The organism is Faecalibacterium sp. An192, assembly GCF_002160175.1.
Taxonomy (GTDB): Bacteria; Bacillota; Clostridia; order Oscillospirales; family Ruminococcaceae; genus Faecalibacterium.
In genome coordinates, this window is the sequence record NZ_NFKB01000011.1 from 28679 (window position 1) to 43052 (window position 14374).

Consider the following 14374-nt stretch of genomic DNA (forward strand, 5'->3'; position numbering starts at 1 on the left):
GTGCCTACCTCATATCTCCTGCAAATGCATAGTTCCTATGTCCTCACAGACCCGAAAGGTACCACGGTTTTGGAGGTCGGCAACGCCTTTTTGAAGAAAGGCTACCGCATCAAAATCTTCAACACCATCAACTTCAAAAAGTCGATGCATTATAATCCGTTCGTGTATATCCACTCAGAAAAGGACATTTTGAAGCTGGTGACGACCCTCATGACCAACACCCGCGGCGAGGGAAAAGGCGGTGATCCCTTCTGGGATAAGGCGGAAAAGCTCTTGCTTACGTCGCTTATTGCCTATATCCACTATGAGGCCCCGGAGGAGGAACAAAACTTCGCCACCCTGCTGGAATTTCTCAACATCATGGAAGTGCGAGAGGATGACGAGGAGTTTCAAAACCCGGTAGACCTGATGTTCGAGGACTTGGCAAAAGAGAAGCCCGACCACTTTGCGGTGCGGCAATATCGTCTTTACAAGCTGGCGGCGGGCAAGACCGCAAAGTCGATTTTGATTTCCTGCGGTGCTCGCCTTGCCCCCTTCGACATCGCAGAACTGCGGGAAATTACCACCTACGATGAGCTGGAACTGGACACCCTGGGCGACCGGAAAACGGCGCTGTTCCTCATTATGAGCGACACCGACAGCACCTTCAACTTCCTGATCTCGATGGTATACACCCAGCTATTCAATCTGCTCTGCGAGAAGGCCGACGATGTGTACGGCGGGCGGCTGCCGGTCCATGTACGGTGCCTCATCGACGAGTGCGCCAACATCGGGCAGATCCCGAACCTGGAGAAGCTGGTGGCTACCATCCGCAGCCGGGAAATTTCGGCCTGCCTGGTTTTGCAGGCGCAGAGCCAGCTCAAGGCGCTGTATAAGGACAACGCCGACACCATTATCGGGAACATGGACAGTCAAGTCTTTCTGGGCGGCTCGGAAAATACCACTCTCAAGGAGCTGGCAGCCACGCTTGGGAAAGAGACGATCGACCTTTACAACACATCAGACACCCGCGGCAACAGTCCGTCCTTTGGCACCTCGTACCAAAAGACAGGTCATGAGCTCATGAGCCGGGACGAGCTGGCTGTTATGGACGGCGGCAAGTGTATCTTGCAGCTGCGGGGTGTGCGGCCCTTTTTATCCAGCAAATACGACCTGACCCAGCACCCCAATTATAAGCTGACCGGAGACTACGACAAGAAGAACCTCTTTGACATTGAGAAGTTTCTTGGCCGCCGGCTCAAGCTCAAACCGTCGGACGTGTACGATGTGGTGGATGCCGACTCGCCATAAAAACGTTTCTCCCAAAAGGCACCATAGATTGGGAGAAAGAACTGGCCCGTTGGGAGTAAACGGGCCGTAAATAGTCGTTCCGCTCTCCCTGCTCTGGGAGAGCACTTTTATTTACCCCAGGCCCCAGGATACACCGGCAAATCAGCCCTCGCTGCGGTTGGCAGCCGTAAAAAACGAGATTTCAGGTGTGTATCCGACCGGCCGTAAGTTCTTTTTATACAGGAGGAAACTACCATGGAATTTTTTAACTCCGCAATCGAAGTCCTTCAGACCCTCGTTGTTGCTCTGGGTGCCGGCCTCGGCGTGTGGGGCGGCGTCAACCTGCTGGAAGGGTATGGGTCGGACAACCCCGGCTCGAAAAGCCAGGGCATGAAGCAGCTCATGGCCGGCGGCGGTGTTGCCCTCATCGGCACCACCCTTGTGCCCCTGCTGAGCGGCCTGTTTGGCTAAAGATAGCCGGATAGCGTAACCCTTTGATCTGCCAACCCAGCGCCCCAAGCGGGAACTGCCGCCCACAGTACAGGGCTTCCACATTCAGCCCGCGGCGCGCTGGCAGGTGGGTTAAACCCGCTTCATCACTCGACTTTCATTCACACACAGGAGGAAAACGAATATGGAACTCTTTTCTGTTGCAACTGCGCTCTTTCAGTTTCTCGCGTCCCTCATGAGCCTGCTGTCCCGGTTCCCGCTGATGGGCTAAGGAGGGCGGCCCGTGGACAAGGTACTCCAGAAAATCACCGAGTGGCTCAAGGAGATACTGGTCGGCGGGGTCATGGGCAACTTGTCCGGGATGTTTGATTCGGTCAACGAGCAGGTGGGCGAGATCGGCGAGCAGGTCAGCCTGACCCCCGCCGAGTTTTCGCCCCGGGTCTTTGAGATGGTCCAGGGGGTGTCCGAGTCGGCAATCTTGCCGATCGCGGGCATCTTCCTGACCATCGTGGCCTGCTATGAGCTGATCCAGATGGTCATCGACCACAACAATCTGGCGAACTTTGAGACCTGGACCTTCTTCCGCTGGGTGTTCAAGACCTTCGTGGCCGTCACTCTTATCTCCAATACCTTCGATATCACCATGGCCGTCTTTGACCTGGCCCAAACGGTGGTGGCTGAGTCCAGCGGCATCATTGCGGGCAACACGGCGGTGGACGATACGACCCTTCTCACCCTGCAGACCTCCCTCATGACCCTGGAACTGGGTGAACTGCTGGCCCTCTATCTGCAATCCTTCCTCATCGGCTTTACCATGAAAATACTCGGTATAGCGATTTTCGTCATTGTGTATGGCCGCATGGTGGAGATCTATCTCGCCGTGAGTTTGGCCCCCATCCCGTTTTCGACTTTTGGCAGTAAAGAGCAGGGTCAGATCGGACAGAACTACCTGCGCAGCTTGCTGGCTTTGGGGTTGCAGGGGTTCCTCATCATGATCTGCGTGGGCATTTACGCGGTGCTCATCCAGGGCGTTTCGTTTGCATCCGACCCCATCGCGTCGATTTGGGGCGTCATTGGGTACACCGTCCTGCTCTGCTTCACCCTGCTCAAGACCGGCACCCTCGCCCGCAGCATCCTCAACGCACATTGACACCCTGCACCTATTATAAAAGGAGGACAACATGGCAGCCTATATTTCCGTCCCGCGGGACCTGACGCGGGTCAAATCCAAGATTCTGTTCGGCCTGACCAAACGGCAGATCGTCTGCTTCGGGACCGGCGCACTGATCGGTGTGCCGGTCTACTTTTTTGTCCGGGGCAGCGGCAATCTGAGCCTTGCGGCCCTTTCCATGATCGCGGTCATGCTCCCGTTCTTTTTCTTTGGGATGTACGAGCGCAACGGCCAGCCGCCCGAGGTGGTGGCAAAGCAGTTTTATCAGGCCCGGTTTGTCCGGCCGAAAGTTCGGCCTTACCGCACCAACAACTACTATGCCGCTCTCATGCGGCAGGCAGACGCCCAGGAGGAGGTGACACGCATTGTTCAAAAAGCGACCGAAAGACAAGCCCGCAGATAAGCCCTTGCTCAATAAGTCCGAGCGCAAGAAGATCGACCGCATCGTGAAAGCGACCCGCCGCGATGACGGCATCCCCCGCACCGCCCAGCAGACCATCCCCTTTGAGCGGATGTTTGCCGACGGCACCTGCCGGGTGCGGGACGGCTACTACACCCGCACCATCCAGTTCCAGGACATCAACTACCAGCTGGCGTTGCAGGAGGACAAGACCGCCATTTTCGAGGAGTGGTGCAGCTTTCTCAACTTTTTTGACAGCTCGGTCCACTTTGAATTTTCGTTCGTCAACATGGCCGCCGACGCCGAGAGCTTCGAGCGCAGCATCCGCATCCCGCCTCAGAAGGACGGCTTCGATGACATCCGGGCCGAGTACAGCCAGATGCTGAAAGCCCAGCTGGCCCAGGGCAACAACGGCTTGACCAAAACGAAATACCTGACCTTCGGCATCGAGGCGGCGTCCATGCGGCAGGCGAAGCCCCGGCTGGACCATCTGCAGAACGATATTCTCAACAATTTCCGGCGGCTGGGCGCTGCAGCCCGCGTCCTGAACGGCTGGGAACGGCTGCGCCTCATGCACGACCTGTTCCACATGGATGGTGAATCCAAATTTAGATTTGACTGGAAGGAGCTGCCCAAGTCGGGCCTTTCCGCCAAGGACTTCATTGCCCCCAGCGCCTTTGCCTTCAACACCCGTACCTGCCAGGTGGGCGGCCTGCACGGGGCCATGAGCTTTTTGTCCATCACGGCGTCCGACCTCAGCGACCAACTGCTGAAAGACTTTCTGGGAATGGAATCCAGCCAGATCGTCACCATGCACATCCACTCGGTAGACCAGAACAAGGCCATCAAGACGGTCAAGCGCACCATCACCGAGCTGGACCGCAACACGATCGAGGAGCAGAAGAAAGCCGTCCGTGCGGGCTATGATATTGACATTCTGCCGTCGGATTTGGCAACTTACGGGCGGGATGCCAAGAACCTGCTGAAAGAACTGCAAAGCCAGAATGAGCGGATGTTCCTGCTGACTTTCCTGATTCTCAACACCGGCCGGACGCCCCAGGAGCTGGAGACCACGGTCTTTCAGGCAGCCAGCATCGCCCAGAAGCATAACTGCCAGCTCATCCGCCTGGACTGGCAGCAGGAACAGGGCCTCATGTCCAGCTTGCCCCTGGCCCACAACCTGGTGGAGAACGAGCGGGCGCTGACCACCAGTTCCACCGCCATCTTTATTCCATTTACGACACAGGAGCTGTTCCAGGCCGGGCCCGGCGCACTCTACTACGGCCTGAATGCCCTGTCGAACAACCTCATCATGGTGGACCGCAAGCGGCTGAAAAACCCCAACGGCCTGATTTTGGGCACGCCCGGCAGCGGAAAATCATTCGCAGCAAAGCGGGAAATCACCAATGCTTTCCTCTCTACGGATGACGATATTATCGTATGTGACCCAGAAAGCGAGTATTCTGCCCTTGTCGCCCGATTGAACGGACAGATTATCAAAATCTCGCCTACCAGCACCCAATTTATCAACCCCATGGACATCAACGCCAACTATTCGGAGGAGGATAATCCCATCGCCTTGAAGTCGGATTTCATCCTCTCGCTGTGCGAGCTGGTGGTGGGCGGCAAGGAGGGGTTGCTTCCCGTCGAGAAAACCGTCATCGACCGCTGTGTGCATCAAATTTACCAGGCATACTTTCAGGACCCGAAGCCCGAAAAAATGCCGCTTTTGGAGGACCTCTACAAGGCCCTCTTGGAGCAGGAGGAAAAGGAGGCCCATCACGTCGCCACGGCGCTGGAAATCTACGTCAAAGGCAGCCTGAACCTGTTCAACCATCGAACCAACGTGGACATCGACAACCGCTTTGTCTGCTACGACATCCGGGAGCTGGGCAAACAACTCAAGAAGATCGGGATGCTGGTGGTACAGGATGCCGTTTGGGGCCGCGTAACTACGAACCGTTACGCCGGAAAAACGACCAGATTTTTTATAGACGAGTTCCATCTCTTGCTTCGTGAGGAACAGACCGCGGCCTATTCAGTGGAAATCTGGAAGCGTTTCCGCAAGTGGGGCGGCGCTCCCACCGGGATCACCCAGAACGTCAAGGACCTGTTGGCTTCCCACGAGGTGTCGAATATTTTTGAAAATTCGGACTTCATCCTCATGCTCAACCAGGCTGCCGGCGACCGGCAGATTCTGGCCAAACAGCTCAACATCTCGCCCCATCAGCTGTCCTATGTGACACACTCTGGCGAGGGTGAAGGGCTGCTGTTCTACGGCAACGTTATCCTGCCCTTTGTGGACCGGTTCCCCCAGGATACCGAGCTGTACCGCATCATGACCACCAAGTTCTCGGACGGCACGGGTGATGCCGGATGAAGCGGAAAACCACCCGCCTGACCTTCACCGAGGAGGAACTGGCAAACCCAAACATCCGCCGCGCAGCCAAAAAGGCGACCCGCGCCGCCGACCGGGCCGAGAAAGCCAAGGCGAAACTTTCCACCCGCGCCCCGCCCAAACGGGGCCTCAAGATGGACGTCGACAAGGCCAAAGAGCGAAGCGCCCAGCTCCGCTTCGGCAAGGCGGAATTCAGTGAGGAGATCGCCAAACCCAAGCGCCGCAAGCCGGGCGCGGAGGCGCTGTTGGGCGGCGAGGCCCACCGCCAAATCGACAGGCAGAACCAGGACGAAAACGCCGGCGTGCAGGCCGCCCACGAGGGGGAACGCCTGGCCGAGGGCACGGCCAAAAAGCTGAAGGACGGCAAGTACAGCAAGAAACTGAAAGCCTACAAGAAGGCCGAAAAGCTGGACAAAGCCGCCGATAAGGCCAACATCCAAGCGCTGCGGCGCAAGCAGCAAGCCGCGCAGCCCATGTCTAACCCTATCTCACGTTGGAAGCAGCGTCAGCAGATCAAGGCCAGTTACTATGCTCGAAAGACTGGGGGCAAGGCGGGTGGCAGCGCGGCCAACACCGCCCGCAGCGCCGCCGCCAAGAAGGCCAAGGCCGCCGCAGCCAAAGCGGCGCAGTTCGCCTCCACCCACGCTCACATGCTCCTGATGGGCGGCGTGCTGGTGCTGCTGATCCTGGTGATCTTTTGCTTTATCACGTCCTGCTCGGTGTTCTTTCCGGGCGGGATGGGCACGGTCTGGACCACATCCTACACCGCCGAGGACGAGGACATTCTGGGCGCAGAGGCCGACTACCAGGCCCTGGAAGAAGCTCTGCGGGCTGAGGTGGCAGCCATCCCTTCCAGTTACCCGGACTACGACGAGTATACCTGGGACTTGGCCCCCATCACCCATGACCCGCACGAGTTGGCCGCAGTGCTGACGGCTATCCATGAGGCATATACCCGCGGCGAGGTGCAGGGCACCATGCAGTCTATTTTTGATGCCCAGTATGAGATCATCTTGACCGAGACCATCGAGATACGCACCCGGACCGAGACCCACACCGGCACCGACCCCACCACCGGCGATACCTACACCTATGAGGTGGAGGTGCAGTATGAGTGGCGGATCTTGAACATCACCCTGCTGAATTTCGGGATCGACAGCGTGGCCCGTGGGATGCTTTCGGGGGACGATCTGGACCGCTATGACATTTTGCAGGAGACTCAGGGCAACCGCCCCGAGCTGTTCGGCGGGGTGTCGGTGGGGTATGGTTCGGACGGCTCGGGCGAGGTGGGCATCGACTACGAGGTGCCGGCAGAAGCGCTCAGCGACCCGGAGTTTGCGGCCATGCTGGAGGAAGCCGAGAAGTATCTCGGCACCCCCTATGTCTGGGGCGGCTCGTCGCCAGAGACAGGCTTTGATTGCTCCGGGTATGTCTGCTGGGTGCTGAATCAATCCAGCTGGGATGTAGGCCGCACCACCGCCAACGGTCTGTGGCAGCAGGCAGCCAAAGTGTCGGAGCACGAGGCAAAGCCGGGCGACTTGGTGTTCTTTGAGGGCACCTACGACACCCCCGGCGCGAGCCATGTGGGCATTTACGTGGGTGATGGTATGATGATTTCGGCGGGTGACCCCATCAAATACTCGAACATCCACTCAAGTTATTGGGAGAAACACCTGCTGGGTTTTGGCAGGATTCCCAAGTGAAATGGAGGTGCACAATGAGCGAAAAACTGGACAAGCTGCGGGCCGACCTGGCACGGGCCAGGGAGCGGCGCATCCAGCTGAACAACCGCATCGAGCTGCTGGAACGGCGCATCGCCGAGGCGGAAAAGGTGGAGGTAGCCGAGATGGTGCGGGTGGCAAACCTCACCCCGGAGCAGCTGGCCGCCCTGCTGCAGCAGAACGCCCACACCACCCCGAACCCCGCCGCGCTGGCGGCCGTCGGGGCCAACATGAACGAGGAGGAACCGTGAGAAAAATTTTGAATAAGTTGACCTGTATGGCCGTGTCATTGACTTTCCTGATGGGCTGCATGGCTACCCCGGCCTTTGCTTACAGCGGCGGTGAAACTGATGAGAAAACCACTGTGACCTCCATCTTCGACACGGAGGATGAAGAACCGGTCACTGTGACTGAGCAGGACGCCGGCCCCCTGACCCCCGAGGGCAATCTGACGGTGGTGGACGATTACCAGACCACTTTTTCGGACGGGACGGCCCAGCAGTTCATTACTCTGGTGAGCAAGTCGGGGGCCTATTTTTACCTCATCATCGACCGGGCCGCCGACGGCGACCAGACGGCCCACTTCCTCAACATGGTGGACGAGGCCGACCTGCTGGTCCTGATGGACGAGGAGGACATCCCCGAACCGGAACCGGAACCCGCTCCCGCCCCGGAACCTGAACCCATGCCCGAACCGGAACCTGAACCGGAAAAAGAGGATGGTGCAGGCAAATTTGTGCTGGTACTTCTGGTGCTGGCCGGTATTGCCGGCGGTGGCGCGTACTTCTGGCTCAAAATGCGGGAGAAGCAGCGTGAGGCTGAGGAAAACAAGCCTGACCCTGATGCCGATTACCGTGAGGACGAGGAGGAGATCGTTCTGCCGGAGGAAGAACCGGAGAGCGGACCTGACGAGGATGCTGAGCGCAGGGTGTATCAGGGCAACGATGGGTATGAGGAGTAAGACATGAATAAAAGAAATATATGGGGGTGGCCGCGGGGGCCGCCCCATTATGAAAATGGCGGTTTGCTTCCAATGGATTTCATGGTATACTTATTTATAAGGAAGGAGGCAGTCGGGATGAATGTTATGACCATGAAGGAACTGGAAGCTGTGATCCGTGCATTGCTGCACAAATATCATGCGGAGTATGCGCTGTTGTTCGGGTCTTATGCCCGCGGCGAAGCCACTGCCGACTCGGACATTGATGTTGTTGTTTTTGGCGGCAAGGACTTCCACCCTGCTGATATTTTTGCCTTCGGTGAGGAATTGCGCCAGTTGACCAATAAGGAAGTGGACGCCTTCGAGATTCGGGAAGTAAATGTAGGCACTCCATTTTACAATGCCGTTATGGAGGAAGGGGTGCGTATCGCGTGAAGAAATCAGACAAAGAGCGTCTTAAAAAGATCGTTTCAACTTGGGACAGCCTAAAAGAACAGATTGAAGAACGCGGAATTACACCTGAAATATTGTTGCAGGATGAGTTCTCGCAGTGGGCTGTCACAACGCCGCTCTATAATATAGGCGAGCAGGTATATCAGCTGAGCAATGAATTGAAGCAGGCGCATACAGAACAGCCTTGGAATATGGTCGCAGGTTTGCGCCACCGGCTGGTGCATGACTATGACGGCATCAACTGGAGCATTATTGTCGAGGTCCTGTTTCAGGATATGGACCCCTTTGTGGAGGGAGTGAAAGAAATCCTTTCCGCGATGGAGTAAATGCGATGACATCCGATACAGAGAAAAAATCAACTTGCAAGAAGCCGCAGCGGCCCCAGATTCCCTATAAAAAGCTGAAACAGACACAAAAAGCCAGAATATCCAGGTGGATGTTTGAAGCAGTCTGCAAATACTACAAAGAACACCAGCAGATGCCCCCGGAAGAATGCCTGGAGTCTATGTGCCGGGAACTTTATCCCAAACTGCATGGCACTGCTCCAAAGGCTTCCTTTGAAGATCTACTGGCGGTGTTTCGGAAAAAGCAGGCTCATTTTGCGGAGCGAATCGAAAAGAACGGCCTGCCGGAGCCTCCCAAGCCCAAAGTAAAAAAGACGGAAGCCGAAAAACTTGCCATAAAGCGTGCAAGGAGGCGGGCAAAGAAGAAAAAGCTGAAAGCACAGCAAGAGCGCCTGAACGATCTTCCTGATTGGCAAGATGACCGATTCTTCTTTATCGCCGGTTATGCTTCTGGCGGCGCTCCCTATGGCGTGACATGGGAAGAAATGGGTCTTAACCCTTGGGAAAAGCTCGAATAATTACTCACAGCTCTGTGCAAAATCACAGGGCTGTTTTTATTCTCAAAGAAGAAAGGAGCCGATACTTTGCATAACCTGATCATCACCGAGAAACCCTCTGTTGCCCGCACCATCTCGAAGGTCTTGGGCGTCACTGCCCGCCGCGACGGCTATTTGGAAGGCGGCGGCTATCTTATCAGCTGGTGCGTGGGCCACTTGGTAGAACTGGCCCCGCCTGGTGTATACGACCCGCGCTTGGAGCGCTGGGACCGCGCCGACCTGCCCATCCTGCCCGAGAGGTGGCAGTATCTTGTGAGCAGTTCCACCAAAAGGCAGTTTGACGTTTTGTGCAAGCTCATGCATCGGGCCGACGTGGACCGCATCGTCTGCGCCACCGACGCCGGACGGGAAGGCGAGCTGATCTTTCGCCTGGTCTATCACCAGTGTAACTGCCGCAAGCCGGTCTCCCGCCTCTGGATCAGCAGCATGGAGGATGCCGCCATCCGAGCGGGCTTTGCCAATCTCAAGCCCTCAACTGAATACGATTTGCTGTACAAAGCAGCCCTTTGCCGGGAGCGCGCCGACTGGTTGGTCGGCATCAACGCGACCCGGCTTTTTTCATGCCTGCACGGCGTCACTCTCAACGTGGGGCGGGTCATGACCCCGACGCTTGCTATGACGGTGGAGCGGGAAGCGGTGATTGCCTCCTTCCGCCCCGAACCTTTTTATATGGTACTGCTCAAGATGGAGGACTGCATGGCGTCCAGCGAACGATTCAAAGACAAGTCCCAGGCCGAGGAGTTACTGGCAGAATGCCGGAAAAGCAGCCAGGCCGTTGTGCAAAAGAGCGAGTGCAAAGAGAAATCCGAGCGCCCGCCGGCCCTCTACGACCTGACTACACTTCAGCGGGATGCCAACCGGATGTTGGGATTCTCGGCACAGCAGACCCTGGACTACACCCAGACGCTCTACGAGAAAAAGCTCGTCACCTATCCCCGTACCGACAGCCGCTACCTCACCGAGGACATGGCAGCAGGCTTGCCCGGCCTGGTGATGGACACGGCGGCAGCGTTTGGTTTCCGAGGTGCTATTCCGGTCCATGCAAAGCAGGTCATCCACAACCAAAAGGTCAGCGACCACCACGCCATTCTGCCGACGCAGAGCGTGGCCGGGGCTGACCTTTCTTCTTTGCCTGCTGGCGAGGCCAGTATCCTGCGTCTGATTGCCGCTCGGTTACTGGCCGCCGTGGGCGAACCGTATCACTACGCTGAAACCACTGTGCAGATCGAGTGCGCCGGGCAGACCTTCACAGCCAAAGGCAAGACGGTTTTGGATGAGGGCTGGAAAGCTGTGGAGCGGGTTATCCTTGGCAATTCCGCCGAAAAGGTCGAGGAAACTTTGGAGATTCTGACAGAAGCGCAGGACAAGGAAACGCTTCCCGTTCGGGACGCCCAGCTGAAAGAGGGCCGAACCACCCCACCCAAACATTTTACTGAGGACACCCTGCTGGCGGCCATGGAATCTGCCGGCGCAGAAACCAAGGTGAATTGCCCCAACGGGGCAAGAGAGGGCGGCCTGGGCCGCATGCCGGAAGAAGCCGAGCGTCGGGGCATCGGGACACCCGCCACCCGGGCGGCCACCATCGAAAAGCTGGTACAGAAAGGTTTTCTTGCCCGGGAGGGCAGCGGTAAAACCAAGCACCTGATCCCCACTGAAAAGGGCTGCGGCCTCATTGCGGCCATGCCCGAACAGCTCAAATCTCCGGCTATGACCGCTGAATGGGAAACGAAGCTCACACAAATCGAGAAGGGCCAGTATGTGCCCGAACAGTTTATGGAGGAAATCGAATCTATGATGAAAACGCTTGTGAATCAGTACGTCAACGTCCCCAATGCTCCCGCCAGGGTCACCAGCGGTGCGCCAGTAGTGGGCACTTGTCCCCACTGCGGCTCAGAGGTGGCCGAGCGGGAAAAAGGCTGGTTCTGCACGAGCCGCGAGTGCCGCTTTGTGATCTGGAAGGATAACGCCTTTTTTAACCGCCTCGGGAAGCGCCCTACTCGGCAGGTGGTGGATAAGCTTCTGCGGGACGGCCGCGCCCGGCTCAAGGACTGCAAGAGCCAGCGCACCGGCAAGACCTACAACGCCTCCGTCCTGATGACCACCGAGGCCGATGGTCGGGCCAAGTTCAGCCTGGAATTTGAGAACGGGGGTGCACGATGATGCAGGGTGTTCTGGACCATTTTCTCGCCGCCGAGAGCGATGTGTACCTGATTTTGCAGCTCAAAGACGGGCCGGAAACCACAGATGTGCGGTTTGAATCTTTTGCCCGTCTGGAACAGATGGGCAGCGCACCGAACCTCGACCACTACGAGGCCGTTTACTTTGCCAACACCCCGGCGTACTTTTACGGCATGAGCAACGCGGAGGCATTGGAAGAACTGTACCTCACGTTCAATTTGAAGTGTCCGCCGGATTTTAGGGGGCACAGCCTTTCGGTCAGCGATGTGGTCGTGCTGAACCGCGAAGGTCAGGCCGGGGCGTTCTATGTGGACAGGATCGGCTTCAAGGAGCTGCCGGGCTTTTTGGAGCAGATGAAAGAGGCGGCCCGGCCCCAAAAGTCGGTGGCCGCACAAATAAAGCAGGCCAAAGAGGCCGCACCCAAGGCCAAAACCAAGAAGCATAAAGAGAGGGACGTACGATGAAAAACTTCACCTATGAGGAAATCAACCTGATGGCCCTTTACAATACCGGCAATCGGGAGCGGCTGATCGAAGTCTTAACTGAGATGCGCAGCTATCTCACCTGGTCGGAGGCAGAGCTGCGGGACCTGACCGACAGCACCCTGGACAAGCTGGCCGGCATGACCGATGCCGAGTTTGACGCGCTGGAACTGTATCCGGATTTTATCTGAGAGGGAGAATCTATGGCAGACGAAAAAGACAGCAAATGGCAGTGCTATATCATCCCCGACCTCGCCACCTGGACCGGCGCAGCGGGAAGCAAGCCCTACACACCCATCGAGTTTTACGACACCTACGAACAGGCCGCAGCCCGTTTCCAAGAGCTGCGTTCGGAACCCTACAACAGCGAAGAAGTGCCGGGTGCCTGGCTGACCTTTGGAGTCCAGCGGGAGGACCCGCCCAGCGCTGCCGACCTGCTCCATGTGCGGCAGGGCAAAAACTATCTGGTGGACGATTATACCCGGATGGCGTCCCTCAACCAAAGCCCCGAGGTCATGGACATCCTGCGGCAGATGCGGAAAGACCTGGGTTTTGATCGGGTGCGTGTTTACGAGCATGGCGCGATGGAGCCGAAGGATGTGACTTTCAGCCGTTGGAAACATCCCCTCAAGCCGAGCTTGCGAAAGTCAGTGTTAAAAGAGCTGAAAGAAACGCGGCCCAAAGAGGCTGCGGCCAAACTACCCCGCAAGCCCAAAGAAAGGGGCCGGGAATAAAAGGAAGGAGGCTTCATGTCCGAAAAAACACTCTACTACGCGCAACTCGCCGAGGACACCGCCCGCCGTCTGACCGGAAACTGGGAGCGCTGGGCAGGCTTTTTGGCAACAGCCGGCAGGCTGTACAAGTACCCTTACCCTGACCAGCTCATGATCTACGCCCAGCGGCCCGACGCCATCGCCTGTGCATCCTACGACGTCTGGAACGACCGCATGAACCGCTATGTCCGGCGCGGGTCCAAGGGCATCGCCCTGCTGGACGATGCGGGCGACCGGCTGCGCTTGCGGTATGTGTTCGACCTAGCTGATACCGGCACGCGAGCAAACTCCCGCGACCCCTGGCTGTGGACGCTGGAGGACCGGCATGGAATCCCGGTAAAGGCCATGCTGGAGCGCCGCTACGGCACCGCCGCAGATACCCTGCCCCAGCAGCTGGCGGATGTGGCCGGAACGCTTGCAGACGCCTACTGGGCCGACCATGGGCAGGAGATCGGCGGCATCCTTGCAAATTCCCTGCTGGAGGAGTACGATGAACTCAACAGAGGGCTCGCCTTCAAGCGGGCCGTCACCGCCAGTACCACCTTTGCCCTCCTGTCCCGGTGTGGGTACGCCCCCGAAAACCACTTTGGAGCTGAGACGTTCCGAAACATTTATGAGTTCAACACGCCGGCCACCGTGGCCGCCCTGGGCACCGCTGTCAGCGAGAGCAGCCGCGAGGTGCTGCTGCAGATCGCGGCGGTGATCCGGCAGGTGGAACGCGACATCGCAGAAGAAAGGAGACTTTGGGATGAGCAGCACAGCATTGCAGTACACGCAGAACGGGGATTATCTGGTCCCGAACATCGAACTGAACCAGCCGCAGACGCCCTTGGGCAAGTACGGGCGGATGCGCCGGATGTTTCTCAAGGAGAGCCGGCCGATTCTCTACAATCACCTGCTGCTGAGCGGGAAACTGTACCCGCATCTGGCGGAGATCGACCGGACAGCGAAGGACCGCTTGGACCGGCAGATGGAGGAACTGCTGAAACAGAACCCAGCCCCGGACAAAGCGGCGCAGCAGATGGCCTGGGTGCAGCACATGAACGCTCTGAAAATGCAGGCCGAGGAAGTGATCCGGAACGAGCTGATTTTCAGCTGAGTTTCTTCGCCACCGAGGCGGAGCAAATTGAACAGATCGACCGGCGAGCGGAGACCGAACAAGTCTCCGCTTTTTCTTTTTCCGAGGCGGATTGGCGGGCGGCACTGACATCCGGCAGCGGGTTTGAACGTGGCAAGCA

At 57.7% G+C, this 14374-nt stretch carries 15 protein-coding genes and 1 pseudogene; all 16 read left to right on the plus strand.

Going from position 1 to position 14374, the window contains the following annotated elements; all coding sequences use genetic code 11:
- Nucleotides 1-15 precede the first annotated feature (15 nt).
- Nucleotides 16-1290, plus strand: a pseudogene (locus B5F27_RS05310) (type IV secretory system conjugative DNA transfer family protein); the annotation flags it as partial.
- Nucleotides 1291-1524: 234 nt separating this feature from the next.
- Nucleotides 1525-1740, plus strand: a complete 216-nt coding sequence (locus B5F27_RS05315; protein ID WP_087231647.1) for a Maff2 family protein — start codon at nt 1525-1527, stop codon at nt 1738-1740.
- Nucleotides 1741-2002: 262 nt separating this feature from the next.
- Nucleotides 2003-2869, plus strand: a complete 867-nt coding sequence (locus B5F27_RS05320) for a CD0415/CD1112 family protein (protein ID WP_087325195.1) — start codon at nt 2003-2005, stop codon at nt 2867-2869.
- A 31-nt stretch (nt 2870-2900) separates the two neighbouring features.
- Nucleotides 2901-3293, plus strand: coding sequence for a PrgI family protein (locus B5F27_RS05325; RefSeq protein ID WP_087365242.1), 393 nt, complete (start codon nt 2901-2903; stop codon nt 3291-3293).
- Nucleotides 3256-5670 carry a DUF87 domain-containing protein gene (locus B5F27_RS05330; protein WP_087365244.1) on the plus strand — a complete coding sequence of 805 codons (2415 nt, stop codon included), beginning with the start codon at nt 3256-3258 and terminating at the stop codon, nt 5668-5670. Before B5F27_RS05325 ends, B5F27_RS05330 begins: the two co-directional genes overlap by 38 nt.
- Nucleotides 5667-7391: an NlpC/P60 family protein gene (locus B5F27_RS05335; protein ID WP_087365246.1), complete on the plus strand. Its 1725-nt coding sequence runs from the start codon at nt 5667-5669 to the stop codon at nt 7389-7391. Before B5F27_RS05330 ends, B5F27_RS05335 begins: the two co-directional genes overlap by 4 nt.
- Nucleotides 7392-7405: 14 nt before the next feature.
- Nucleotides 7406-7660: a DUF4315 family protein gene (locus B5F27_RS05340; protein ID WP_087365248.1), complete on the plus strand. Its 255-nt coding sequence runs from the start codon at nt 7406-7408 to the stop codon at nt 7658-7660.
- Entirely contained in the window at nt 7657-8370 is a 714-nt protein-coding gene (locus B5F27_RS05345) for a DUF4366 domain-containing protein (RefSeq protein ID WP_242962091.1), read from the plus strand. Before B5F27_RS05340 ends, B5F27_RS05345 begins: the two co-directional genes overlap by 4 nt.
- Before the next feature lie 117 nt (nt 8371-8487).
- Nucleotides 8488-8784, plus strand: a complete 297-nt coding sequence (locus tag B5F27_RS05350; RefSeq protein ID WP_242962092.1) for a nucleotidyltransferase domain-containing protein — start codon at nt 8488-8490, stop codon at nt 8782-8784.
- A complete protein-coding gene (locus tag B5F27_RS05355; RefSeq protein WP_087325204.1) occupies nt 8781-9128 on the plus strand; it encodes a HepT-like ribonuclease domain-containing protein in 348 nt (115 codons plus the stop codon). The genes B5F27_RS05350 and B5F27_RS05355 overlap by 4 nt, the downstream gene beginning before the upstream one ends.
- A 5-nt stretch (nt 9129-9133) precedes the next feature.
- Nucleotides 9134-9664 carry a hypothetical protein gene (locus B5F27_RS17140; protein WP_242962093.1) on the plus strand — a complete coding sequence of 177 codons (531 nt, stop codon included), beginning with the start codon at nt 9134-9136 and terminating at the stop codon, nt 9662-9664.
- A 66-nt stretch (nt 9665-9730) separates the two neighbouring features.
- Nucleotides 9731-11863, plus strand: a complete 2133-nt coding sequence (locus B5F27_RS05365) for a type IA DNA topoisomerase (RefSeq protein WP_087365252.1) — start codon at nt 9731-9733, stop codon at nt 11861-11863.
- Complete coding sequence (locus B5F27_RS05370; protein WP_087365254.1) at nt 11860-12345, plus strand: YodL domain-containing protein; 486 nt, start codon at nt 11860-11862, stop codon at nt 12343-12345. The genes B5F27_RS05365 and B5F27_RS05370 overlap by 4 nt, the downstream gene beginning before the upstream one ends.
- Nucleotides 12342-12554, plus strand: coding sequence for a transposon-transfer assisting family protein (locus B5F27_RS05375; RefSeq protein ID WP_087325474.1), 213 nt, complete (start codon nt 12342-12344; stop codon nt 12552-12554). The genes B5F27_RS05370 and B5F27_RS05375 overlap by 4 nt, the downstream gene beginning before the upstream one ends.
- 12 nt (nt 12555-12566) lie before the next feature.
- Entirely contained in the window at nt 12567-13097 is a 531-nt protein-coding gene (locus B5F27_RS05380; protein ID WP_087365256.1) for a hypothetical protein, read from the plus strand.
- A gap of 787 nt (nt 13098-13884) precedes the next feature.
- Complete coding sequence (locus B5F27_RS17145; RefSeq protein WP_242962095.1) at nt 13885-14235, plus strand: TnpV protein; 351 nt, start codon at nt 13885-13887, stop codon at nt 14233-14235.
- Nucleotides 14236-14374: the final 139 nt, after the last annotated feature.

Coding starts and splice junctions, on each gene's coding strand:
- B5F27_RS05380 (WP_087365256.1), top strand. CDS start 12,567: ATGGCAGACGAAAAAGACAGCAAATGGCAGTGCTATATCATCCCCGAC.
- B5F27_RS05375 (WP_087325474.1), top strand. CDS start 12,342: ATGAAAAACTTCACCTATGAGGAAATCAACCTGATGGCCCTTTACAAT.
- B5F27_RS05315 (WP_087231647.1), top strand. CDS start 1,525: ATGGAATTTTTTAACTCCGCAATCGAAGTCCTTCAGACCCTCGTTGTT.
- B5F27_RS05350 (WP_242962092.1), top strand. CDS start 8,488: ATGAATGTTATGACCATGAAGGAACTGGAAGCTGTGATCCGTGCATTG.
- B5F27_RS17140 (WP_242962093.1), top strand. CDS start 9,134: ATGACATCCGATACAGAGAAAAAATCAACTTGCAAGAAGCCGCAGCGG.
- B5F27_RS17145 (WP_242962095.1), top strand. CDS start 13,885: ATGAGCAGCACAGCATTGCAGTACACGCAGAACGGGGATTATCTGGTC.
- B5F27_RS05335 (WP_087365246.1), top strand. CDS start 5,667: ATGAAGCGGAAAACCACCCGCCTGACCTTCACCGAGGAGGAACTGGCA.
- B5F27_RS05325 (WP_087365242.1), top strand. CDS start 2,901: ATGGCAGCCTATATTTCCGTCCCGCGGGACCTGACGCGGGTCAAATCC.
- B5F27_RS05370 (WP_087365254.1), top strand. CDS start 11,860: ATGATGCAGGGTGTTCTGGACCATTTTCTCGCCGCCGAGAGCGATGTG.
- B5F27_RS05340 (WP_087365248.1), top strand. CDS start 7,406: ATGAGCGAAAAACTGGACAAGCTGCGGGCCGACCTGGCACGGGCCAGG.